The 22,782-nt window shown below is 73.0% G+C and carries 21 protein-coding genes and 1 other RNA gene; 8 read left to right on the top strand and 14 right to left on the bottom strand.

Annotated elements, in window-relative coordinates:
* Positions 1-35 precede the first annotated feature (35 nt).
* From AB0E14_RS22835 to AB0E14_RS22850, 4 genes are all read left to right on the top strand, one after another.
* Positions 36-860: a Nif3-like dinuclear metal center hexameric protein gene (locus AB0E14_RS22835; protein ID WP_362421007.1), complete on the top strand. Its 825-nt coding sequence runs from the start codon at positions 36-38 to the stop codon at positions 858-860.
* Positions 857-1,600 carry a C4-type zinc ribbon domain-containing protein gene (locus AB0E14_RS22840; protein ID WP_362421082.1) on the top strand — a complete coding sequence of 248 codons (744 nt, stop codon included), beginning with the start codon at positions 857-859 and terminating at the stop codon, positions 1,598-1,600. The genes AB0E14_RS22835 and AB0E14_RS22840 overlap by 4 nt, the downstream gene beginning before the upstream one ends.
* Positions 1,600-3,015, top strand: a complete 1,416-nt coding sequence (locus tag AB0E14_RS22845) for a bifunctional RNase H/acid phosphatase (RefSeq protein WP_362421010.1) — start codon at positions 1,600-1,602, stop codon at positions 3,013-3,015. Before AB0E14_RS22840 ends, AB0E14_RS22845 begins: the two co-directional genes overlap by 1 nt.
* Positions 3,016-3,088: 73 nt before the next feature.
* Positions 3,089-3,922: a GNAT family N-acetyltransferase gene (locus AB0E14_RS22850; RefSeq protein ID WP_362421013.1), complete on the top strand. Its 834-nt coding sequence runs from the start codon at positions 3,089-3,091 to the stop codon at positions 3,920-3,922.
* Between the two features lie 7 nt (positions 3,923-3,929).
* Here the strand turns inward: AB0E14_RS22850 and AB0E14_RS22855 are convergent, their stop codons facing one another.
* The 3 genes from AB0E14_RS22855 to yaaA all read right to left on the bottom strand — a co-directional run bounded on the left by AB0E14_RS22855 (position 3,930) and on the right by yaaA (position 6,461).
* Positions 3,930-4,568, bottom strand: a complete 639-nt coding sequence (locus AB0E14_RS22855) for a bifunctional 4-hydroxy-2-oxoglutarate aldolase/2-dehydro-3-deoxy-phosphogluconate aldolase (RefSeq protein WP_362421016.1) — start codon at positions 4,566-4,568, stop codon at positions 3,930-3,932.
* Positions 4,569-4,691: 123 nt separating this feature from the next.
* The gene (locus tag AB0E14_RS22860) at positions 4,692-5,483 is read right to left on the bottom strand and encodes a VOC family protein (RefSeq protein ID WP_362421085.1); all 792 of its coding nucleotides are present in this window, start codon (positions 5,481-5,483) and stop codon (positions 4,692-4,694) included.
* Between the two features lie 213 nt (positions 5,484-5,696).
* Positions 5,697-6,461, bottom strand: a complete 765-nt coding sequence (yaaA, locus tag AB0E14_RS22865; RefSeq protein ID WP_362421019.1) for a peroxide stress protein YaaA — start codon at positions 6,459-6,461, stop codon at positions 5,697-5,699.
* A 98-nt stretch (positions 6,462-6,559) separates the two neighbouring features.
* Here yaaA and AB0E14_RS22870 point away from each other — a divergent pair, with 98 nt between their 5' ends.
* On the top strand, positions 6,560-8,005 hold the full coding sequence (locus tag AB0E14_RS22870; protein WP_362421023.1) for an RNB domain-containing ribonuclease: 1,446 nt from the start codon (positions 6,560-6,562) through the stop codon (positions 8,003-8,005).
* A gap of 38 nt (positions 8,006-8,043) precedes the next feature.
* Here AB0E14_RS22870 and AB0E14_RS22875 read toward each other — a convergent pair whose 3' ends face one another.
* Together AB0E14_RS22875 and AB0E14_RS22880 are read right to left on the bottom strand one after the other, a co-directional pair.
* Entirely contained in the window at positions 8,044-8,850 is an 807-nt protein-coding gene (locus AB0E14_RS22875) for a hypothetical protein (protein ID WP_362421025.1), read from the bottom strand.
* Entirely contained in the window at positions 8,847-9,617 is a 771-nt protein-coding gene (locus tag AB0E14_RS22880; RefSeq protein WP_362421028.1) for a MerR family transcriptional regulator, read from the bottom strand. Before AB0E14_RS22880 ends, AB0E14_RS22875 begins: the two co-directional genes overlap by 4 nt.
* Before the next feature lie 107 nt (positions 9,618-9,724).
* Between AB0E14_RS22880 and rnpB the strand changes: the two genes are divergently transcribed.
* An RNA gene (gene rnpB, locus AB0E14_RS22885) (RNase P RNA component class A) lies at positions 9,725-10,125 on the top strand.
* A gap of 35 nt (positions 10,126-10,160) precedes the next feature.
* Here rnpB and AB0E14_RS22890 read toward each other — a convergent pair.
* The 9 genes from AB0E14_RS22890 to AB0E14_RS22930 form a co-directional block, all read right to left on the bottom strand.
* Positions 10,161-10,883, bottom strand: coding sequence for a hypothetical protein (locus tag AB0E14_RS22890; protein ID WP_362421031.1), 723 nt, complete (start codon positions 10,881-10,883; stop codon positions 10,161-10,163).
* Between the two features lie 247 nt (positions 10,884-11,130).
* Positions 11,131-11,886 carry a polyprenol monophosphomannose synthase gene (locus tag AB0E14_RS22895; RefSeq protein WP_362421034.1) on the bottom strand — a complete coding sequence of 252 codons (756 nt, stop codon included), beginning with the start codon at positions 11,884-11,886 and terminating at the stop codon, positions 11,131-11,133.
* Between the two features lie 117 nt (positions 11,887-12,003).
* Positions 12,004-12,876 carry an alpha/beta hydrolase gene (locus AB0E14_RS22900; protein WP_362421036.1) on the bottom strand — a complete coding sequence of 291 codons (873 nt, stop codon included), beginning with the start codon at positions 12,874-12,876 and terminating at the stop codon, positions 12,004-12,006.
* The gene (locus tag AB0E14_RS22905; protein WP_362421039.1) at positions 12,876-13,088 is read right to left on the bottom strand and encodes an MbtH family protein; all 213 of its coding nucleotides are present in this window, start codon (positions 13,086-13,088) and stop codon (positions 12,876-12,878) included. Before AB0E14_RS22905 ends, AB0E14_RS22900 begins: the two co-directional genes overlap by 1 nt.
* A 31-nt stretch (positions 13,089-13,119) precedes the next feature.
* Complete coding sequence (mppR, locus tag AB0E14_RS22910) at positions 13,120-13,923, bottom strand: enduracididine biosynthesis enzyme MppR (protein ID WP_362421041.1); 804 nt, start codon at positions 13,921-13,923, stop codon at positions 13,120-13,122.
* Positions 13,920-15,098: an aminotransferase class I/II-fold pyridoxal phosphate-dependent enzyme gene (locus AB0E14_RS22915; protein ID WP_362421043.1), complete on the bottom strand. Its 1,179-nt coding sequence runs from the start codon at positions 15,096-15,098 to the stop codon at positions 13,920-13,922. Before AB0E14_RS22915 ends, mppR begins: the two co-directional genes overlap by 4 nt.
* Positions 15,098-16,249 carry an enduracididine biosynthesis enzyme MppP gene (gene mppP / locus AB0E14_RS22920; protein WP_362421045.1) on the bottom strand — a complete coding sequence of 384 codons (1,152 nt, stop codon included), beginning with the start codon at positions 16,247-16,249 and terminating at the stop codon, positions 15,098-15,100. The genes AB0E14_RS22915 and mppP overlap by 1 nt, the downstream gene beginning before the upstream one ends.
* A gap of 103 nt (positions 16,250-16,352) precedes the next feature.
* Complete coding sequence (locus AB0E14_RS22925) at positions 16,353-17,528, bottom strand: tryptophan 2,3-dioxygenase family protein (RefSeq protein ID WP_362421047.1); 1,176 nt, start codon at positions 17,526-17,528, stop codon at positions 16,353-16,355.
* Positions 17,525-18,544: a methyltransferase gene (locus AB0E14_RS22930; RefSeq protein WP_362421050.1), complete on the bottom strand. Its 1,020-nt coding sequence runs from the start codon at positions 18,542-18,544 to the stop codon at positions 17,525-17,527. The genes AB0E14_RS22925 and AB0E14_RS22930 overlap by 4 nt, the downstream gene beginning before the upstream one ends.
* A 527-nt stretch (positions 18,545-19,071) precedes the next feature.
* Here AB0E14_RS22930 and AB0E14_RS22935 point away from each other — a divergent pair.
* On the top strand, positions 19,072-19,782 hold the full coding sequence (locus tag AB0E14_RS22935; RefSeq protein ID WP_362421053.1) for an ABC transporter ATP-binding protein: 711 nt from the start codon (positions 19,072-19,074) through the stop codon (positions 19,780-19,782).
* The gene (locus AB0E14_RS22940) at positions 19,779-22,460 is read left to right on the top strand and encodes an FtsX-like permease family protein (protein ID WP_362421056.1); all 2,682 of its coding nucleotides are present in this window, start codon (positions 19,779-19,781) and stop codon (positions 22,458-22,460) included. The genes AB0E14_RS22935 and AB0E14_RS22940 overlap by 4 nt, the downstream gene beginning before the upstream one ends.
* The last annotated feature ends 322 nt before the right edge of the window (positions 22,461-22,782 follow it).

The following is a 22,782-nucleotide window of genomic DNA, read 5'->3' on the forward strand; positions in this document are numbered from 1 at the left end:
ACGGCGGGGCGCGGGGGCCAGGTAGCCTTTCCCTCGTGCCTCGTCCCCGTCTCTCCGAAGTCATCGCCGCGCTCGACGCCCTCTGGCCCCCCGAGCGGGCCGAGCAGTGGGACGCCGTCGGCACGGTCTGCGGCGACCCCGACGCCGAGATCGGCCGTGTCCTCTTCGCCGTCGACCCCGTCCAGGAGATCGTGGACGAGGCCATCGCCCTCGGCGCCGATCTGATCGTCACCCACCACCCGCTCTATCTGCGCGGTACGACGACGGTCGCGGCCTCCCACTTCAAGGGCCGGGTCGTGCACACGCTGATCAAGCACGACATCGCCCTGCACGTGGCGCACACCAACGCCGACACCGCCGACCCCGGCGTCTCCGACGCCCTCGCCGGCGCCCTCGACCTGCGGATCACCGGCCCCCTGGTCCCCGAGAACAACCTCGGCAGGATCTGCGAGCTGGACCACCCCGAGACGCTGGCCGAGTTCGCGGCCCGCGCCGCGAAGCGGCTGCCCGCCACCGCGCAGGGCATCCGGGTCGCCGGCGACCCGGGGATGACCGTGCGCCGGGTCGCCGTCAGCGGCGGCTCGGGCGACAGCCTCTTCGACGCCGTACGGGCCGCGGGCGTGGACGCCTTCCTCACCGCCGACCTGCGCCACCACCCGGTCTCCGAGGCCACCCAGCACGCCCCGATCGGCCTGGTCGACGCCGCCCACTGGGCCACCGAGTGGCCCTGGTGCGAGCAGGCGGCCGCCCAGCTCGACGAGATTTCCGACCGCCACGGCTGGGACCTGCGCGTCCACGTCTCGAAGGCGGTCACCGACCCCTGGTCCTCCCATCACACCTCCCCTGGAGCCCCCAACTGAACGCCGCGCCCGCCGACCAGATCCGACTCCTCGACGTCCAGGCCCTGGACGTCCGTCTCCAGCAGCTCGCCCACAAGCGCAAGTCCCTGCCCGAGCACGCCGAGATCGAGTCGCTGACCAAGGACCTCACGCAGCTGCGCGACCTGCTCGTCGCCGCGCAGACCGAGGAGAGCGACTGCGCCCGCGAGCAGACCAAGGCCGAGCAGGACGTCGACCAGGTCCGCCAGCGCGCCGTCCGGGACCAGCAGCGCCTCGACTCGGGCGCCGTCTCCTCCCCGAAGGACCTGGAGAACCTGCAGCGCGAGATCACCTCGCTCGCCAAGCGCCAGGGCGACCTGGAGGACATCGTCCTGGAGGTCATGGAGCGCCGTGAGTCCGCCGCCGAGCGGGTCGCGGAGCTGACCGAGCGGTCCGCCGCCGTCCAGGCCAAGGCCGACGACGCCACCGCCCGCCGCGACGCGGCGCAGGGCGAACTCGACGGCGAGTCCGCCTCGGTCGGCAAGGAGCGCGAGCTGGTGGCCGGTTCGGTCCCCGCGGACCTCATGAAGCTCTACGAGAAGCTGCGCGAGCAGCAGGGCGGCATCGGCGCGGCCCGGCTGTACCAGCGCAAGTGCGAGGGCTGCCACATCGAGCTGAACATCACCGAGCTGAACGAGGTCCGCGCGGCCGCGGCCGACACCGTGGTGCGCTGCGAGAACTGCCGCCGCATCCTGGTCCGCACGTCGGAGTCCGGCCTGTAATGACGGCCATCACGGAAGTCGTCGTCGAGGCCGACGGAGGCTCCCGGGGCAACCCGGGCCCCGCCGGCTACGGAGCCGTGGTCCTGGACCCGGTCACCGGCGAGACGCTCGCCGAGCGCGCCGAGTACATCGGCGTCGCGACGAACAACGTGGCCGAGTACAAGGGCCTGGTGGCCGGACTCAAGGCGGCGCGCGAGCTGTTCCCGGACGCCAAGGTGCACGTCCGGATGGACTCCAAGCTGGTCGTCGAGCAGATGTCGGGCCGCTGGAAGATCAAGCACCCGGACATGAAGCCGCTGGCGGCGGAGGCGGCCCGGATCCTCCCGGCGAGCCAGGTCCGCTACGAGTGGATCCCGCGCGAGAAGAACAAGCACGCCGACCGGCTGGCCAACGAGGCGATGGACGCGGGCAAGCGCGGCAAGCAGTGGGAGCCCTCGGCGTCCACGGCCGCCCTCGACTCCTCGGCGGCCCGGAACGCCGCGTCCGCCCCGTCGGGTCCGCCCGGCGACGCGACGGCGGGCGCGGCCCGGGCGAGGGCCGCACTGGCCGGCGCGGGAAGCGGCGCGGCGGGCACGCGTACGGGCACGGGCACGGGCTCGGGGGCCGGTGTCGGCTCCGACGAGGGCCTCTTCCCCGCCGACGAGACCGTCGCGGCGCAGGCCCGGGCAGCCCTGGCGGCGGCCGGGGCGGCGGACCGCGCGTCCGTGTCGAGCGGCGACTTCGAGGCGGAGGCGTCGGCGCGGGCCTCCGCGCCTGCCGCCGCCGCTCCCGGCTGGGGGTCCGCCGACATGGGGGCTCCGGCCACGTTCGTCCTGCTGCGGCACGGGGAGACGGCGCTCACGCCCGAGAAGCGGTTCTCCGGGAGCGGGGGCACCGACCCCGAGCTGTCCGCCGCCGGGCTGCGGCAGGCCGACGCCGTCGCCGCCGCGCTCGCCGCACGCGGCACGATCCAGGAGATCGTCAGCTCCCCGCTGAAGCGGTGCCGTCAGACCGCCGAGGCGGTCGCCGCCCGCCTGGGGCTCGACGTACGGGTCGAGGACGGGCTGCGCGAGACCGACTTCGGCGCCTGGGAGGGGCTGACCTTCGCCGAGGTGCGCGAGCGGTACGCGGACGACCTCGACGCCTGGCTCGCCTCGCCCAAGGCCGCCCCGACCGGCGGCGGCGAGAGCTTCGCGACGGTCGCCCGGCGGGTCTCGGCGACCCGGGACCGGCTGACCGCCGCCTACGCGGGCCGTACGGTCCTGCTCGTCACGCACGTCACGCCCATCAAGACCCTGGTCCGGCTGGCCCTCGGCGCCCCGCCGGAGTCGCTGTTCCGGATGGAGCTGTCGGCGGCCTCGCTGTCGGCGGTGGCGTACTACGCGGACGGCAACGCGTCCGTGCGGCTCCTCAACGACACCTCGCACCTGAGGTGACCTGAGACGCACACAGGGGCGGGGCCGCGGAAATCCGTGGCCCCGCCCCTGTTTCCGTACCACCATCGCTCCCATGACCTGGCACATCACCGAGGACGCCGAGGCCTTCCTGGCCGCGGCCGGAGATCACTTCGCCGCCGACCCCGCCCGCAACACCGTGCTCCTCACCGTCGGCGAGGGCGCGCGCCGACGGCCCGTGGAGTCCGGCCGCTACGGCTGGTGGACCGAGCCGGACGGCCGGGTCACCGGCGCCTTCCTGTTCACCCTGCCCCACCAGCCGGCGCTCGGGCCGATGTCCGCCGTGGCGGCGCGCGCCCTCGCCCATGTCCTGCCGGACGCGGCCGGGTCGACGGGCGTGCGGGGCGAGGAGGAGACGGCGGAGGCGTTCGCGCGCGAGCTGTGCCGGGTGACGGGCCGGACGTGGACGACCACGCGCCGGATGCGGCTGCACCGGCTCGCCGACCTCACCCCACCGGACCCGGCGCCGACGGGCCGGGCGAGGCCGGCGGGCGCGGAGGACATCCCCCTCGCGGTCGAGTGGATGCGGCACTTCGCCCGCGACATCGGGGAGGACGCCGACGTCGACTACACCCCGAACATCGCGCCCCGCGTCGCCGAGGGCCGCCTCCACCTCTGGGAGACGGACGAAGCCGGACCGGTGTCGATGGCGAGCGTCTCGCGGATCGTCGCGGGCCAGGCCCGGATCTCACCGGTCTTCACCCCGGCCGCCCGACGCGGCCGCGGCTACGCGGGCGCCGTCACCACAGCGGTCACCCGGGCGGCCCTGGACGCGGGCGCGGCCCAGGTCCTGCTCTTCACGGACACGGCCAACCCCACGAGCAACGCGCTGTACCGGCGGCTGGGTTACCGTCCGGTGATCGACCACGTGGGCCTGACGATCAGCTGACCGCCGGTCAGCGGGCGCGCAGCCCCGCCGCCTCGCGGGCGAGGGTTTCGACCCGGGGCCAGTCGCGGGTCGCGAGGGCGTCGGTGGGGAGCATCCACGTACCGCCGACGCAGCCGACGTTGGGGAGTGCCAGGTAGGCGGGGGCGGAGTTCAGGGAGACGCCGCCGGTCGGGCAGAAGCGGGCCTGGGGGAGGGGGCCGGAGAGCGACTTCAGGTACGGGACGCCGCCCGCCGCCTCGGCCGGGAAGAACTTCATCTCGTTCACCCCGCGTTCGAGGAGGGCCACGACCTCCGACGTGGTCGAGACGCCCGGCAGGAACGGCACCCCGGACGCCCTCATCGCGTCCAGCAGGCTGTCGGTCCAGCCGGGGCTGACCAGGAACCTGGCCCCGGCGCCGACCGCGTCGGCCACGCCGGCCGGCGAGATGACGGTGCCGGCGCCGACGACGGCGTCCGGGACCTCGGCGGCGATCGCCCGGATCGCGTCGAGCGCGGCGGGCGTCCGCAGGGTCACCTCGATCGCGGGCAGCCCACCCGCGACCAGCGCGCGGGCCAGCGGGACGGCGTCGGCGGCGTCCTCGATCACCACGACCGGGACGACGGGGGCGAGGTCGAGAACGGAGGCGGAGGGCAGCGCGGAGGTCATGGCCTCCATCCTGCCCGCCGGCGACAACCTATGCAACGAGCGTTGCAAGGTGTGCAACGCGTGCGCGTCCTGCCTGCGTCTCGCACGCGTCCTCACGTCCTGGCAGAGGAACGCGCCACCGACTCACTCGCTCGGCGCGGACCCCTTGATGACGGCGAAGGCCCCGCCCTGCGGGTCGGCGAGGACGGCCATCCGGCCCGCCGCCATGTCGAAGGCGGGGGCGAGGACGCTGCCTCCGGCGCGGACCGCGGCGGCCTGGACGGAGTCCACGTCGTCCACGCTGAAGTACGCCTGCCAGTGCGGCGGCACGCCCTCCGGGAAGCTGCCGAGGTCCATCATCCCGCCCACCGCGCGGCCGTCGACCTGGTACTCGACGTACCCCTCGGCGCCGGGCATCTCGGACCGCGCCGTGGTGACCGGCAGGACGGCGGAGTAGAACGCGGCGGCGGCCGCGACGTCGGCGGTGACGAGTTCGTTCCAGGTGAGCGCGCCGTGCTCGTTGACGATGGTCGCGCCCGGGAAACCGACCGGCTGCCACAGGCCGACGACGGCGCCGGTCGGGTCCGTGATCACGGCCATCCGCCCGAGGTCCATCACGTCCATCGCGGGAACCATGACCGTGCCGCCGGCGTCCGTGGCGGACGCGACGGCGGCGTCGAGGTCGTTCGTGGACAGGTAGGTGGTCCACACCGTCGGCGGCAGCGGGTCGGGCACCGTCCCGTCCGGGTTCATCGCCTTCATGATCCCGGCGACCGGCTTGCCCTTGAGGGTGCAGACCGAGTAGCCGCCCGTCTCCGCCGGGCCGATCTCGCCCTGCCAGCCGAACAGGTCACAGTAGAAGTCGAGCGCGGCCTGCTGGTCGGGGACCATCAGATCGATCCAGCACGGGGTGCCGGGCTTGTACGGGAGCTGCATGTCGGGCACGAGGTTCTCCACGGTGAGGAGGCGGGAGGGACGGGCGTGCTGTACCCGCCTCGCACGGGGGAGGAATCGGGCCGAACGGGCGACGTCGTCCGACCCGACCGACCCGACTGGCCGGACCGACCCGGTCGACTCGTCCGACCCGACCGGCCCGACAGGCCGGACACGGCCTGTCGGATCCGACCGGCCCGGCCGACCCGACCGGCCCTAGTGGATCTCGTCCACCAGTACGTCCAGCACCCCCGCCTTCCCCTCCTCCACCACGTACCTCAGGTCCCGCAGGGTCTCCACCAGCTCCGCCGGGTCCTTCGGGCTCGCGCCCGCCTCCAGGAGGCTGCGGACGATGCGGCCCTTCGTCGCCTTGTTGAAGTGGCTGACCACCTTCCGGGTCGGCGCGTGCAGCACCCGTACGGTCGCGGTCCGGGCCGCCACCTCGCCCTTCGGCTTCCACGCCGACACGTACGCCGAGGACCGCAGGTCGAGGACGAGACCGTCCCCGGCGGCCTCCGGCATGACCGTCGCCATCGCCTGCCGCCAGTGCGCGACCAGCGCACCGAGACCCGGCAGCTTCACGCCCATCGAGCAGCGGTACGACGGGATCCGGTCGTCCACCCGCACCGCGCCCCACAGACCCGAGAACACGAGCAGCGAGGCCCGCGCCCGCTTGCGGGCCGCCGGGTCGAGCGTCGCCAGGCCGAGCGCGTCGTACAGCACGCCCGTGTAGATCTCACCCGCCGGCCGGGCACCGGCCGTCCGCAGCTCGACGTTCTTGGCGATCTCGCCGCGCAGCCCCTCGCTCAGCCCGAGCACCTCACGCGCCTTCTCCTCGTCGGCTGCGCACAGCTCGACCAGCTCGTCCACGACCGCCGCCCGCGCCCCGGCGAGACCCGGCAGCGACAGGGACTCCGGCTTGAGCGGCGCCCCACGCCCCGACGCGGCCTTACCCTCCGACGGCGGCAACAGCACGAGCACGGTGGTTCTCCTTCAAATACGTCCAGTTCTGGGGGTGCGGCCCCAGAGCCTTCAGCCTACAAAGTGCCGGGGCACGCCCCGCGCCATACGCTCGGTCCATGCCCCGCCGCCACCTTCACGTGACCGGCGCAGCCGAGGACCTGAGGGCCGCGCTGCGCAAACTGAGGGACCGGATGCAGGTCCCGAAGGACTTCCCGCCGGCCGTCCTCGCCGAGGCGGAGGCGGCCGCGGCCTCCCCGCGGCTGCCGGAGTACGACGCCACCGACATCCCCTTCTTCACCATCGACCCGCCGGACTCCCGCGACCTCGACCAGGCCATGCACCTCGCCCGCCGGCCGGGCGGCGGCTACCGCGTCCACTACGCCATCGCCGACGTCGCCGCCTTCGTCACCGCCGGCGGCGAGGTCGACAAGGAGGCCCACCGGCGCGTCGAGACCCTCTACTTCCCCGACGAGAAGATCCCACTGCACCCCCCGGTCCTCTCCGAGGGCGCCGCCAGCCTGCTGCCCGACCACACCGCGCCCGCCCTGCTCTGGCGCTTCGACCTGGACGCCGCCGGCCACCAGGTCGCCGTCGACGTACGCCGTGCCCTCGTCCGCAGCGTTCTCAGGCTCGACTACGCCGGCGCCCAGCAGATGATCGACGCGGGCACGGCGGAGGAACCGCTCGCCCTGCTCAAGACGGTGGGCACGCTCCGCGAGACCCTGGAGGTCGAACGCGGCGGGGTCTCCCTCGATCTCCCCGAACAGGAGGTCGTCGAGACCGGCGACTCGTACACCCTCGTCTACCGGGCCCCGCGCCGGGTCGACGGCTGGAACGAGCAGATCTCCCTGCTCACCGGGATGGCCGCGGCCGATCTCATGATCGCCGCGGGCACGGGGATCCTGCGCACGCTCGGCGCCGCGCCGGACGGCGTCGACAAGCTCCGCCGCTCCGCGCAGGCGCTGGAGATCGACTGGCCGCACCACGTCTCGTACGCGAAGCTCATCCGCTCCCTCGACCCGGCGAACCCCCGGCACGCCGCCTTCCTCATGGACGCCTCCACCGGCCTGTTCGAGAACTCCGCGTACCTCCACTTCGAGGGCGGCCATCTCCCGGACTCCCTGGTCCACTCCGCCATCGCGGACGAGTACAGCCACTGCACCGCGCCCCTGCGCCGCCTCGTCGACCGCTATGTGGGCGAGCTCTGCCTGGCGGCCGCCGCGGGCCAGGCGCCACCCGCGTGGGTCGAGGACGCACTGGCGACGCTGCCGGCCGACATGGCGAGGGGGCGCGGCAAGGACGCCGACCGGCAGAGCATGGACGTGGTCGAGGCGGCGCTCCTGAAGGACCGGATCGGCCAGGTCTTCGGCGGGTTCGTGATCGACGTGAAGGACAGCGCGGGCAGGAGGGGCGTCGTCCACCTGAAGGACCCGGCCGTGGTGGGCACCGTGAAGAGCCCGCAGGCGATGCGGCAGGGGATGCCGGTGAAAGTGAAGCTGACGAAGGCCGACCCGGCGGACCCGGACAGGGACAAGGTGCTCTTCGAGCACGTGCCGGAGTGAGCCCGGGTGGAACCGGCCCGTAGCCGGTCCCGCACGGGTCACGTGGTGGGCGCGACGGCGCGCGTCAGCTCCCGGTGGAGTGCCCGGGCGTCGTCGGCGTGGCAGCGCACGATCCGTACCGGCCGGGTGCCTCCGAAGAACCTGGGCGCGTCGAAGGGCTCGGTCAGCTCGATGGTGAGGGAGGTCTGCGAGGCGACGGCGAGATTCAGCTCGCCCTCCTTCTTCTTCTCGTGCGTGAAGACCAGCTCGTGCCGTACGGAGGCGATCCGGTCGAGGGGGAGGCGGATGTCGACGTGCGCGGCCTGCCGCAGCCGGAGCGTGTCGGGGGTGAGGACGTGCGGGCGGACGGCGGAGGCGCCGTGAAGGCCGAGGACGAACAGGACCGTGTACACGTCCAGGACGAGCACGATCGCGTGGACGACGGGCCAGTCGGCCAGCAGGTACGACATCCCGACGGTCTCGACGAGGCAGACGAAGGCGAAGCCGTACATCAGGGCCGCCTGGTCGCGGGCATGCCCGAACGCCTGGTCGCCGGTGCGTACGCCGACGCGCCGCCGGCCCACCCAGAGGGCGAGGCTCGTCATGAGGCGCAGCTCGTGCCCGATGATCCGGAGCACGGGCTCGGGCACCAGCTCCCCGAGGGCCCGGCGGGCGGAGCCCGCGCGTCGCCAGAGCCGTAGGAAGACGCCGGCGCCGAGGACGAACAGGGCCAGGCCGAGCAGCTCGGCGGCGGCGAGGGCGGCCGGAGGTATCCGTACCCCGGAGACCAGCAGGACGAGGAGGACGACCTCGGCGGGGAGGAAGACGTAGGAGACGGCGCGCATGAGGCGGACGAGGGCGGTCATCGGGCCCGCTCCGCGACCAGCCGGAGGGCGTGGTGGACGGCGGCGGACTGGGCGGGGGAGAAGTCGCCGAAGAAGGCCTCCGCGAGCCGCCCGCCCGGGACGCCGCCCTGCTCGCCGAGCTGGTCCGCCAAGGCGTCCGGCAGCAGGTCGGCCAGGGCCTGCCCCGTCTCCGCCACGCGCGGGTCGTCCGGTGTCGCGTCGGCGAGGGCGTCGAGCCGTGCGTACACGTCGTGGGCGCGTGCCACGGCCTCCGGGTCCTCGGTCATGGTGCGCATGGCGCCGATGAGCCGCGAGCGCTCCTCGTCGGGCGCGACGGTGTCGAGCAGGGCGAGGATCTCCCGGTCCTTGGTGGCCATCGGGGACTCCGACGGCACCTCGCCGAGCCCCGAGAACAGCTCGGCCAGCTCCGGCGAGACCGGTCCCTCGGAGGTCAGCCGCCCGGCCCGCGCCTCCGCGAGCAGCTCGGTGAGCCGCTCCCGGCGCGCCCGGATCACCGCTTCCTGCCGCCCGAGATCGGCGTCCAGCTCCTCCAGGACCTCGACGAGTTCGCGCCCCTCGTCGTCGGCGAGCACGTCCCGCACCTCGTCCAGGCCCAGGCCGAGCTCGGCCAGGCGCCGGATCCGGGCGAGCAGGACGGCGTCGCGGATGCCGTACTCGCGGTATCCGTTGGCCCGCCGGACGGGCTCGGGCAGCAGCCCGAGGTGGTGGTAGTGGCGCACCGCCCGCGGGGTGATCCCGACGAGGGCGGCGATCTCTCCGATTCGCATGAGCCCAGTACAAACCCTGACGCTGCGACAAGGTCAAGCGGACGCGGCGCGGGTCCCCGAGGGTCGGGCGGGCGGGGCGCGGCGGGTAGCATGGTCGGCACGGCAGACGAGCCGGGCGGACGGCCGCGTGGGGATCCTCGGATCCTCCCGAGGAACGTCCGGGCTCCACAGGGCAAGGTGGTGGCTAACGGCCACCCGGGGTGACCCGCGGGACAGTGCCACAGAAAACAGACCGCCGGGGACCTCGGTCCTCGGTAAGGGTGAAACGGTGGTGTAAGAGACCACCAGCGCCTGAGGTGACTCAGGCGGCTAGGTAAACCCCACCAGGAGCAAGGTCAAGAGGGGTCGTCCTCGGACGACTCTGCGCGAACGACCGAGGGCTGCCCGCCCGAGTTCGCGGGTAGACCGCACGAGGCCGGCGGCAACGCCGGTCCTAGATGGATGGCCGTCGCCCCGACGACCGCGAGGTCCCGGGGAACAGAACCCGGCGTACAGCCCGACTCGTCTGCCCCTCCACAGGGGCTTTGCTGAAGCTCGCGTACGTCAGTTGGTGGTGGCGTACCGGCTGATCTTGTTGACCGTGAACATCGGGGCGGTCGTGCTGCCGCCGAAATTGGTGGAGTAGGTGGTGGGGAACGCCACCTCGACCTTGGCTTCGAAGACGTCGCCCTCCACGAGGTCGTCCCAGCCCTTCACGTCCTCCAGGAAGGGCTTCTGGAGCATGCTGTTGACCTCGCAGTCGGAGAGGAAGCCGTACTCGGGCCACTTCTTCTTCCCGCAGGCGCTGGCGCGGAACGAGTCGGTGCCGGTGGCGGCGTCGGACTGGGTGACCTCGCCGTAGATCGTGTAGCACTTGCCCATGTAGGCGTAGGGGTCCCGCTCGATCTTCTTGAACTCCCGGTCGCTGATGCTCTTGTAGCTCGTGCAACCCTCCTTCTCCGTCTTGGTCGGCGTCGGGGTGGGCGTCGGGGTGGGCGTCGGGGTGGGCGTGGGGGTGGGCGTGGGGGTCGGGGTGGGGGTGGCTGACTCGGTCTCGACCGTGCCGGACCTGGGGGTGATGGCGGGGACGGACGGCTTTGCCTGGGAGGTGGATTCCCCGCCGCTCGCGGCCGCCACAACGTTCGCGGTGCAGGAGACGAGGAGCAGGCCGCCGAGAACGAACGTGGCTGTCCTCCAGCCGTTGCGCTGATTCCGCGGCGGAGGGACGGGTACGCCCTGCGGGGGCTGCTGGGGGTGGTCGTAGCCGGGCGGCGGGGGCGTGGACACGCGTCACTCCTAGGGAAACGGGGGTTGGCCGCCACAGCCTAGACACCTGGCAAACCGTGCCACTGCTGCACGGAAAGACTTCGTGGGATCGTCCCGAGCGGAGTGCTGACCAAGCCCGAAAGCCACGAGGGCCGGGAGCGCCCGCTGCGCGGGAAGGGCGCGGGGCGACCGGGGGCCCGCTACCCGAAGGCGCCGGTACCCGAGCCGTGCCGGGTCAACCCGGCGTACAGCCCGACTCGTCCGCTCCTCAGAGGTTCCGGCCGAAGCGCAGCCGCCATGGGAGCAGGGCGGATTCGAGCTGGACCGCCAGGCTCATCTTCGACGTGCCGTGGTCGCGTTCCTCGAAGCGGATCGGTACTTCCGCGAGGGTGAAGCCCCGTCGGGCGGCGCGGTAGTTCATCTCGACCTGGAACGCGTACCCGTTGCTGCGTACGGAAGGCAGGTCGAGGGCGCGCAGGGTGTCCGCCCGCCAGGCCTTGAAGCCGGCCGTTGCGTCCTTCAGGCGCAGCCGCAGGATCGCGTCGACGTAGGCGTTGGCCCAGGCCGACAGGGCCCGGCGGGACCAGTGCCACTCCGCGGCCGTCGAGCCGCCCGGCACATAGCGCGAGCCGATCACGACGTCGGCGTTCCGCGTCCGCAAGGTGTCGAGCAGGGCCGGGATCGCCGAGGCCGGGTGGGAGAGGTCGGCGTCCATCTGGAGCACGATGTCGGCGCCCTCGTCGAGCGCCCGGGTCATGCCCGCGAGGTAGGCGCGGCCCAGGCCGTCCTTGGTGGTGCGGTGCAGGACGCCGATGGACTCCGGTGCGTCGGCGACGAGTTTGTCGGCGACCTCGCCGGTGCCGTCGGGCGAGTTGTCGTCGACCACGAGCAGGTGGAGGTTCGGTACGGGCAGGTCCGCGAGCAGACCGGCGAGCACGGGCAGGTTGTCCCGCTCGTTGTAGGTCGGCACGACGACAACGGTCTTCGGGGGCACGACGGCCATCGGCGGTTCCTCGATCGGCAAGGTCGGCAGGATCGGCAAGGTCGGCAGGGCGGCGAACCCGGCAAGGTCGGCAAGGGCGGCGAACCCGGCAAGGTCGGCAGGGCGGCGAACCCTGCAAGGTCGGCAGTTCGGCAGCGATCAGGGGGTGGGGACTCGGTGGGCCGTCGCGTCCGTGCCGGCGGGGCGGCGGGGCGGGACCGTCTCGAAGAAGTCGAGGATGTGCCGGTTCACCTCCTCCGGCCGCTCCAGGTACCCGTAGTGGCCCGCGTGCGGGATCAGGTGGTGGGCGGCGCCGGGGATCGCCCCGGCCACCTCCGCTACCAGGTGCGGCGGCGTGACCAGGTCGTCCGCGAAGCCGAGGACCAGGCAGGGCGTGGTGATCGCGGCGTAGTCCGCGAGGCGGGCCGGGTCCGGGGTGATCGCGAGCTGGTGGCGCAGGCCCGGGCCCGAGGCCCACGACTGCTCGAAGACCGACAGCCAGTCGGATATCTCGGTCTCGTCGTCGAGCGTGTGCGGGGACAGGTTCTGGATCGCCTGCATCGTCGCGTGGTAGCGGCGCGGCAGGGTGGTGCCGCTGTCGAGGAGTTCGAGCTCGGCCCTGGCGGCGGCCGCGCGCAGGTGGTCGTCGCGGCCGCGGGTGGCCATCAGGACGGCCGCGGTGGCCAGTTCGGGCCGGGTCACCAGCAGCTCCTGCACCACCTGCGCGCCCAGGGAGGTCCCCACCAGCCGGCACGGCCCGGCCCCCAGGTGCTCGACGAGCCCGGCGAGGTCGGCCGCGAGGTCCCCGGCCGTCATGCCCGCCTCGCCGGGGTCGCTCGGCGGCACGCCCCGGGAGTTGTACGTGATCACCCGCCAGCCCGCGTCGAGGAGCGCCGGTACCTGGTGCAGGTGCCACGCCCGGCCGCGCCCGCCCGCGCCCATGACCAGGATCACCGGCTCCCGGTCCGCCGGGCCTTCCGGCGCGACGTCGTCGTACTGCAGCCGTCTCCCACCGACGGTCGCGACGGCCATCAGTGGTCGGCCATGCGGTCGGCCAGGCTCTTCGGGCGCATGTCGGTCCAGTGCTCCTCGACGTACGCGAGGCAGGCCGCCCGGTCCGTGTCGGCCAGGGCGATCCCCCAGCCGTCGGGAACGGCGGCGAAGGCGGGCCAGAGCGAGTGCTGGCCCTCGTCGTTGACCAGCACCTTGTAGGCCGCGTCGGGGTCGTCGAACGGGTTCGTCATCTTCTGCTCCTGGGGAGGGGGAGGGAGGGGGTCAGGTGAGGGGGGCGCCCGAGACGAGCGTCTCGGCGTAGCCGAAGACATGGCCGCGCTCGACCGAGACCGGCCGCAGCGAGGCGAAGTCCGCGTCGAGCGCGTCGAACAGCTCCAGGTGGGCGTCGCCCGACCACACCTCGGAGAACTCGACACCGGTGACGGTCGAGGTCACCAGCTCGACCGGGGGCTTCTCGTCCGGGAGCCACTGCGGCTGGACCCGGCTGTGCACCAGCGGCACCGTGTGCAGCAGGGGCGGCTCGGCCGCCTTGGCGGTCACGTTCACCGAGGCCTCGACGATCCGCCGGCCGCCCGTCGAGGCGGTGCCGTGGTAGGTGCCGGCGGCGGAGTCCAGGGGCCCCGCCTTGCCGACGCGCATCGGCCAGGTCTGGCGCACGTCGCCGAACTGCTTCGGCATGCCCTGCACCCAGCCGCGCAGCAGCGGTACGGGCTGGTCGACCCAGGCGTACGGGCAGCGGGCCAGGCGCCGGCCGCGGTACTCGCAGCCGAGCAGGATCAGGAACTCGTGGAACTGGCTGGCACCCGGGTCGGCCAGCTCGGCGCCCGACTCCGAGCACCACTGCCAGCGCGCGAAGACGGCGGCGGCCTGCCCGGGGTCGGCGCCGAGGTCGAGCTCGGGCGGCAGGAAGCGCGCCGCGGCCGCCGGGTCCACGTGGTAGTCGACCATGACGACCTCGCCGGCGAAGTGCCACGGCGGGGGAGTCAGCGTGGCGGAGGTGCCCGAGGGGGAGAGCGGAAGGCTGTAGCCGTGCGGGCCGTTGACGACGGAAGCGGAATCGGTCATGGCAGGAGGTCCTCGTTTCTCCAGGCGGTGGCGAGCCGCGCGGCGGCCTCCGCCAGACGGTCGGGCGGGTTGAAGCTGTACGCGAGCCGGAGATGGGTGCCGGGCGCGCCGCCGAAGCGGGAGCCCGGCGCGACCGCGACGCCCGCCCGGTCGGCCGCGGCGAGCAGCGCCGCCTCGTCACGGCCGGGGCCGAAGGTCAGCCAGACGAAGAAGCCGCCGGGCGGGTCTGCGACGGTCACCTCGTCCCCGAGGCCAGCCCGCAGGGCGGCCACGAGCGCGTCGCGCCGGGGCCCGAGCCGCTCACGCAGCCACGCCAGGCGCCGGTCGTAGCGGCCGTCCCCGAGGAGCCCGGAGACGGCCAGCGAGGTCAGATGGTTGAGCCCGCCGCCGCTGACCAGCTGGCCGCGGCCGGTCAGTGTCCGGACCAGCTCCGGTTCGGCCTCCAGCCAGCCGAGCCGCAGACCGGGGCCGAGCGTCTTGGCGAAGGAGCCGAGCCGGATCACCCCGCGTCGCCCGGCGAGCGCGGCGAGCGGGGGCGGCGGCGTCACCGGATCCAGGCCCAACTCCCCGTACGCGTCGTCCTCCACGATCGGTACGCCGTGCCGGGCGGCGACGGCGAGCAGCTCCCGGCGGCGTGCTTCGCCCGCGACGGTGCCGGTCGGGTTGTGGAAGGTGGGGGTCAGGTACACGAACGCCACGTCCTCGCCCGCCGACAGCGAGCGGTCCAGGGCCTCGGGGCGTACGCCCTCACCGTCGGCCGCAGCCTCGCGCAGCCGCAGCCCGTGGTCGGTCATGATGGCCCGGGCCAGGTCGTAGCAGGTGCTCTCGACCACGACCGAGGCGCCGGGCCGGCCGAGGACGGTGCACAACAGGGTCAGCGCCTGCGAGGTGCCGGCGGTGACCATGATCTCGTCGGGCGCGCAGCCGTGCCGGGCCGCGAGCAGGGCGCGCAGCGGCTCGGGCCCGGCGTTGGCGCCGTAACTGAGCGCCGCGGGGCCGTACTCGGAGAGCGCCTCCCGGTACAGCGGGAGCACGTCGTCCACGGCAAGCAGCTCCGGTTCGAGATAGCCGGGCCCCAGGTCGACGACGCCGGGCGGGGAGACCGCCTGCACCACCCCCGCACGCCACCAACGGGCGTGCGGGAGCGGCGCGGCGGTCGTGGCCGGTCGGAGCATCAGCCCTGCGGTCCCTGGATGTCCAGCAGGGCCGAGCGCAGCACGCGCGCGCCCGCGAGCAGGGTGGAGGGGTTGCGGGACAGGGCCAGGCGCAGCATCCGCTCGCCCTCGTGCGGCCTGGCCCAGTGGAACTTCTGGCAGGGCAGCACGTACAGGTTCTGCGAGCTGACCGCCGACCAGACGTCCATGCCGAGGCGGGAGCCGACGTGCAGCCGTTCGACGCTGACCCGGGCGTGCTCGTCGACGAAGTGGATGTCGGGCACGCCGTCGAACGCGGACCGTACGAGGGCCCGGTGGTCGGCGATCGTGCGCTGCAGCTCGGCGAGGCCGCCGTCCGCGCCGTCCTCGGAGAACCGCTTCACCATCAGCATGATCAGCGGCGAGGTGCCGAGCAGGATGTCCGAGTGGATCTTCTCGATCGGCAGACCGATGTTGGCCGAGCGGACCAGCCAGCCGATCTTGAGTTCGAGGGTGGGCCACAGCTTGCCGGTGTCCTCGATGACCACCCAGCGGCAGCCGCTCGCGTCGAGCACGGCGTAGTGGTCGAACTGCGCGGTCGGGTCGAAGCCGCGGAAGCAGGTGTCCAGGGCCAGCACCACGTCGTGCTCGGCGCACTGCTCGGCGAGCCTGCGCAGGCGCGCCTCGGTCATCACCCGGCCGGTGGGGTTGTTCGGGGTGGTGATGAAGACGCAGCCGACCTGTTCGAGCAGCTCGGCCGGCAGGTCGTCGTCGTGGGCCTGCTCCTCCTCGACGGGTACGAGCCGCAGGCCGACGCCGCGCAGGATGTCGGGGATGTTGTCGAAGGTGGGGTGGATCAGGGCCACCGCGTCGGAGCTGGTGACCAGCGAGCGGGCCAGGATCTCCATGGCCAGCGAGGACGAGTAGCAGCTGAGCGTGCGGCCTTCGGCGAACGGGTGGGTGTGCTGGCCGAGCATGCCGAAGAACGCGTCGGCGGCCTCCCGTTCGATCTCGTCCACCGGACGGAGGACGGCCTCGTCCCAGAGACTGGGCAGCTCGGCGATGATCTTGGCCTGGGGGGCGGTGAGTTGCTGGCGGGCGTGTCCGTCGGCGAGATTCATCGAACTGGCCAGTGCGAGGGTCTCGAACTGGGTCAGGTTCTCAGCGGAGACCGACTGCGGAATTCTGTTCACAAGCACCTCTCAAGGAGTGTCGGGCGTAGCGTGCTTGGAGCCACGGCGGATGCCGGGACTCACCGGCGCCCGGGCGCCGGGATAGGAATTGGTGTGACCTCCGTCAGCAGAAGGCGAACCGGGTGAGCAATTGCTCCGTGTCGTCGATGGAGTCGCCGGAAGGCAATCCGGCTTTTCCGACAAAGCGTTTGAGATAGCCGGCGCCCTCGGTGCCGCCTGACCCCGTCATCTCCGGCAGGTAGCGGCGGCCGAATCCGTAGTGCCGGCCGCGCCAGACGTGCAGCGGAGCCTCGCTCGCGGCGAACGCCTCGCGGACGTCGGCGTCCGCGGAGTCGGCCGCGGCGTCCCGCAGGGAGGTGAACCGGCGCAGCCGGGGGCTGTTGACCGGGGCCAGGTGCGCGAAGCGCCCGTAGGTCTCGCTCTTGCGCTCGTCGTAGCCGTACACCACCAGTTCCATCAGGTGGTAGTTGAGCGACTGGACGGCGCTCGCGCTCCCGGTCGCGTCCCGGAAGCCCATGAACAGCTCAGGGGTCAGCGTCCGCAGCGCGTGGAAGACGACGTTCAGGAGTTCGGCCGCCGACGCGAACTGGCGTATCCGCAGCGCGTACTCGGCGGGGGCGCGGCCGACGGCCTCGGTCGCGCGGCGCGCGGTCCAGCGCACGAGGAAGAAGGCGACCTCGCAGGCCTGCACCGAGCGCATGAACATGTGCTCGTCGTGCTTGTCCGAACGGCGGAACCCCGAACAGCGGTTGACCACGAGCAGGTCGCGGACGAGCACGTCGTCGTGGCCGGCGAGCCGGACCGACTCGGCGCTCGCCATGGTGCGGTCGGGGCCGAGCGGGAACCCGCCGAGGTGGTCGAGGACGGCCCGCAGCCGGCGGACGCGTTCGGCGCCCTCCTCGACCGTCGTCTCGTGCAGCCCGGCCTCGCGTTCCTCCAGCGCGATCAGGTCCGTCACGAGGGCGTGCACGAGGAGCAGACTCGCCTCGTACGGGTCCTCCCGACGGGCGAGGTACCAGCCGGTGACGTGCATTCCGGTGTAGCGGTAGTACTCGGGGGTGTCGAGGCGCAGGCTGAACGGCCGGGTCAGCAGTCGCAGGATCTCGTTCTCGTCGGTGTCGGCACCGGCCACGGCCGCGTCGTAGCGGTCGGACAGCCGGCGGATCTCGTCCTCGGGCAGTTCGGCGAGCGCGGTCGTGTGCAGCCGGTCGGCCAACTCGGCGCAGACCGCGGGCAGTTCCCGCGTCCGGGTCGGGCCGGCGAAGCGTACGGCGTTCATCGCCCCGACCCGCTCTCGGCCCGCCGCTCGCCGATGATCAGGTGCTTGTCGCCGCTGGAGCGCCGGACCGTGCCGTCCGCGAAGCCCGCCCGGCGCAGCAGTTCCAGGTACTCGCCCGCGGAGCGGTGCCGGCCCTCGGTCTCGACGTGCATGGAGAGGTTCATGACGGAGGTGGCGAGCGGGCCGCCGCGGTCGTCGTCGAAGAGCCGCTCCATGATGAGGACCCGGCCGCCGGGGAGGCCGGCCTCGTGGGCCTTGCGCAGCAGCGCCACGCAGGTCTCGTCGTCCCAGTCGGAGAGGATGTAGCCGAAGGCGTGGCAGTCGCCGGGCGGCAGCGGGTCGCGGAAGAAGTCGCCGGCCGCGAAGTCGAGCCGGTCGCTCAGCTTCTGCTCGGTGGCCCGTGCGGCCAGGTGGGGGCCGACCTGGGGCAGGTCGAACACGGTGGCGCGCAGATCGGGGAAGGCGCGCAGGGCGGCGACGGAGAAGGGTCCGCTCGCCCCGCCCACGTCGATCAGCTGCCGGCGGTCGCCGAGGTCGGCGAGGGCGGCGAGCTCGTGCGAGACGTGGTGGCTGAGGCTCCACATCGCGTCCAGGAAGCGGCCCACCGACTCGTCGTCGCGGTACAGGGAGTCGAACGGAGCCGGCCTGTCCCGGTCGGTCTCCGCCTTGCCCGCCCGCAGATAGCCGCCGAGCCGCCCGAACTGCCCGGCGGTGTCGTCGACCAGGTGGTCGACGAAGCCCATCAGACAGTGGGGGTCGTCGCGGTCGACGTAGGGCCGCACGCCGGCCGCGAGCGCGTACCGCCCGCCCTCGGCGTCGAGGACGCCGAAGGAGGCCAGTACGAGCAGGAGCCGTTCGAGGGTGTCCTCGTCCACGGCCAGGGCCGCCGCGATCGTCGGGGCGCTGTCGCCGCTGTGCCGTGTCAGATGCGCGAAGACGCCGTGCCTGTCCGCGACGCGCAGGGCGTGGGTGGCGTACATTCCGTAGACGGCGCGTTCCAGATTCGCAGGAATCATTGTTTTCGCTGCCCATCGATGCAAGGGAATTGTCAGGCTTTTCCGGCGCGGTGAATCGTCGACGCCACCGCTGATACCTCGGGGTGTGGTTCACCCTTTACCCGGCGGTAAGAATCCGGCGGGACGTCGAGAAGTATTTCGGTCGGCGCGCGGGATCGGCCATCTTGTTGCCCGCAGAGTGAAACGCCGAGGTCGGGGGCGCTGTCCGGTCGGCACGCCCGCAAGGGCGCGGGTATCGGCCGGTTCACCGCTGCCGGCGCGGTAGTTCACCAGGTGGTGGCCGCTGGTGGGACGGGCGGTGAACGTCAGGATCCGGCCGGGTGACGGACGTCGAATTCCAGCCGTGCGGCCGGTCGGAGTGCCTCGTTCCGAAAGGCGACGTCGCAGGTCGGACGGTATTCGTAGGTGTTCGAACGCGGCCCGAAATCGCTTTTCCGTCGCATCGGGTTGATCGGGGAAGCCGCCGAACGATACCGTCCCGGTAAAACGGGAAAGGGTGTGCAGTGACTGGCGGGTATGCTCTCTTATTGGAATCCGTGACGAAAATCTACGGTTCCGGCCGTAACGCCGTCACCGCCTTGAACGGCGTGTCGATGGGCGTCGCCCGTGGCACGTTCGTCGCGATCATGGGTCCGTCCGGCTCGGGCAAGAGCACGTTCCTGCACTGCGCGGCCGGGCTCGACAAACCCTCGCAGGGTGGTGTGACCCTCGGTGACACCCACCTGACCGGCCTGAACGAGGAACAGCTCACCGAACTCCGCAGGGAACGCGTCGGGTTCGTCTTCCAGGCGTACAACCTGCTCGACTCGCTCACCGTCGCCGACAACGTGGGCCTGCCGTTCCGTCTCGCCGGCGCCCCGGTCCCCACCGACCGGGTGCGCGCGGAGCTGGCGAACGTCGGCCTCGACGACATGGGCGACCGCTACCCCGGACAGCTCTCCGGCGGTCAGCGGCAGCGCGTGGCCATCGCCCGGGCCCTCATCACAGGACCGGACGTGATCTTCGCCGACGAGCCGACCGGCGCGCTCGACACCCGTACGGGCAAACAGGTCCTGCAGCTGCTACGCGGAGTGGTCGACCGGACCGGACAGACCGTGGTGATGGTGACCCACGACCCGGTCGCCGCCTCGCACGCGGACTCGGTGACCTTCCTCGCCGACGGCCGTCTCGCCGGCGAACTCGCCCGGCCGACGCCCGAGCAGGTGGCCGACCGGATGACCCGGCTGGGTGACTGGTGAGCCGCGGCAGCGCGGCCGAGCAGGTCGACCCGCCGGCGCCGGAGAGGAACGGGAAGCCCGGGAAGCCCGGGAAGGCTGCCAGGAAGGCCGACAAGGCGGCCGCGAAAGCGGCCGAGAAGGCGGCGAAGAAGGCGGCCAAGGCCAAGCGGAAGATCCGCACGCTCTCGCGCCAGAACCTCTCCCTGGCCTGGAGCACCATCCGCGGCCGCAAGGGCGGGTTCGCGGCGGTGCTCATCGCCGTCGGGGTCGGCTCCGCCGTGATCAGCGCCTGCGGTGTGCTCCTGGAGACCGGTGTCAGCTCGGGTGTCCCGGCCGAGCGGTACCACCGGGCGGCCGTGGTCGTCGGCGGCTACCAGGCCATGTCCGTCGAGGGGGACACCGACCCGCGGCTCTCCGAACGGGTCAGGCTGCCCGCCGACACCGTCGGGAAGGTCGCCGCCGTCCCGGGCGTCGAGTCCGCCGTCGGTGACATCAGCGTCCGTACGACCGTCCTGCGGAACGGCTCCGTGCTGGGCGGCCCGCCCGTCTACGGACACGGCTGGTCCGCCTCGGTCCTCGCGCCGTTCACCCTGCGCGCGGGCAGCGAGCCGCGCGCCGCCGAGGACGTCGTCCTCGACAGCGACCTCGCCCGGCGCGCCGGGGCGGCACCGGGGGACACGGTCACCCTGGTGATCGGATCGGAACCGGGGACGTACCGCGTCAGTGGCGTCGCCCAGCCCGCCGTCTCCTTCGACCGGCAGTCCGCCGTCTTCTTCACCGACGACCGGGCGGCCCAGCTGTACGGCACGCCCGGCAAGGTCGACGCGGTCGGCGTCGTCGCGGCCAAGGGGACCGACCCGGGCGAACTCGCCGACCGGATCGAGAAGGCCGTGCCCGGCGCGGTCACGTACACCGGGGACGACCGCAGCGACGTCGAGACGCTCGACGTCGGACAGATGCGGTCGTTCGTCATCGAGGTGGCCAGCGCCTTCGGCGCCACCATGATCCTGCTTGTGATCATCGTGGTCGCCGGCACCCTGGCCCTGTCGGTGCAGCAGCGCCGCCGCGAACTCGCCCTGCTGCGGGCCGTCGGCGCCACGCCCCGTCAGGTGCTGCGCATGATCGGCGGCGAGGCCGTGCTCGTCGGCGGCATCGGCGCCGTGCTCGGCGCGATCCCCGGCATTCTGCTCGCCATGCTGCTGCACTCGGTGTTCACGGCGGCCGGCGCGCTGCCGCCCGGGTTCTCCCTGGTGATCACCCCGACTCCGGTGCTGTTCGCCCTGCTGATCTGCGTCCTCGCGGCCCGGATCGGCGGCTGGCTCGCGGCCCGGCGCGCCGCCAAGGTCAGCGCCGTCGAGGCGCTCGGCGACGTGGCCGTGGAGCCGAAGAAGCTCGGCTGGTTCCGGCTCTCGCTCGGCGTGCTCCTCGTGCCCGCCGGTCTGGCCGTCGCGATCGTGCTGCCGATCGTGCTGCCCGGCGAGGCCGCCATCGAGGGCGCCGCCAGCTCCGCCCTGGTCCTGGTGATCGCCGTCGGCCTGCTCGGGCCGAAGCTCTTCGGCGGCGTCGCGGCGCTGCTCGCCCGCCGCCCGGGCGACGTCACCCGCTTCCTCGCCATCGCCAACTCCCGCGCCAGGGCGCGCCGGCTGAGCTCCGCGACCACTCCGCTGATCATGGGCGTCACCATGGCGGCCGCGCAGCTCTTCAGCGGAACGACGCTCGCCGCCACCGCGCACGACCAGGCCGTCGAGGGGGTGATCGCCGACCATGTGGTGACCTCCGACAGCGCGGGCATCTCGCCCGGCCTGACCGAGGAGCTGCGCCGCGTCCCCGGCGTCCGCACCGTCGGCCCGGTCGCCAGGACCTCGACGATCCTCACCTGGCCCGACGGCGACAGCATCCAGTACCGGATCTCCAACGCGCAGGGCGTCGACCCCGCCGCCGTGCCGGAGACCATGAACCTGGACGTGCTCCGCGGCGACCTGGACCGGCTCACCGGAACCACGGTCGCGCTCAGCCGGCTCGTCGCCGGCACGGTCGGCGCCGACGTCGGCGACCGCGTCGACGTGCACCTCGGCGACGGCACCGTGCAGAAGGCCGAGGTCGTCGCGGTCTACGAGAACGGGCTCGGCTTCGGTGACGTCACCCTGCCCCACGAGCTGGTCATCGCCCACACCAGCGACCACCTCGACCAGTGGCTGATGGTGAACGCCGAGCCGGGCACCGACCTGAACGCGGCGCTGAAGGCCTACCCGACGCTGAGCGTGCGCGACGCCGGGGCGGTCACCGCGGCACCCACCGACGGCGGGGGCGGCGGGATCAGCCTCGTGCTCAACGCCGTGCTGCTCGGCTACCTCGCCATCGCCGTCGTCAACACCCTGGTCATGGCGACCATCTCACGGCGCCGCGAATTCGCCCTGCTCCGCCTCGTCGGCACCCGCACCGGCCAGGTGCGGACGATGATGCGCAAGGAGGCGGGCATCATCGTGCTCTCCGCCGTCGTCGTCGGCACGATCGCCGCGCTGCCCTCGCTGATCGGCATGAGCTACGCGATCCGCCACTCGGTGTTCCCCACCGTCCCGCCCCTGATGTACCTCGGCATCGTGCTCGCGGCCGCCGCCATCGCCTGGCCCGCCGTGATGCTGCCGGCCAGGCTCGCCCTGCGCCCGCCGGCCGTGGACGCCATCGCACGGACGGAGTGACCCGGGGCTCTCTCAGGAGGGTCGTCGCAGATGAGGCGTGGCTCCGGCCACGCCTCATCCGCGTACGCGCCCACCCGCGCGGCCCGTCCGTCGGTGGGCGCGCTCCCCTTGCGCGGCCCGCCTGTCGGTGGGCGCGTTCCCCTTGCGCGGCCCGCCCGTCGGTGGGCGCGTACCCCTTGCCGGACCCGCCCGTCGGTGGGCGCGTACGCCTTGCCGGACCCGCCCGTCGGTGGGCGCGTTCCTCCGGCGGCGCCCGGCCCGAGCGGGCAGTTTCCTCACCGCTCAAGAACGTGGAGCCGGTACGCCTCCGCGGGCCAAGCTC

The organism is Streptomyces sp. NPDC047981 (genome assembly GCF_040653315.1).
GTDB lineage: Bacteria > Actinomycetota > Actinomycetes > Streptomycetales > Streptomycetaceae > Streptomyces.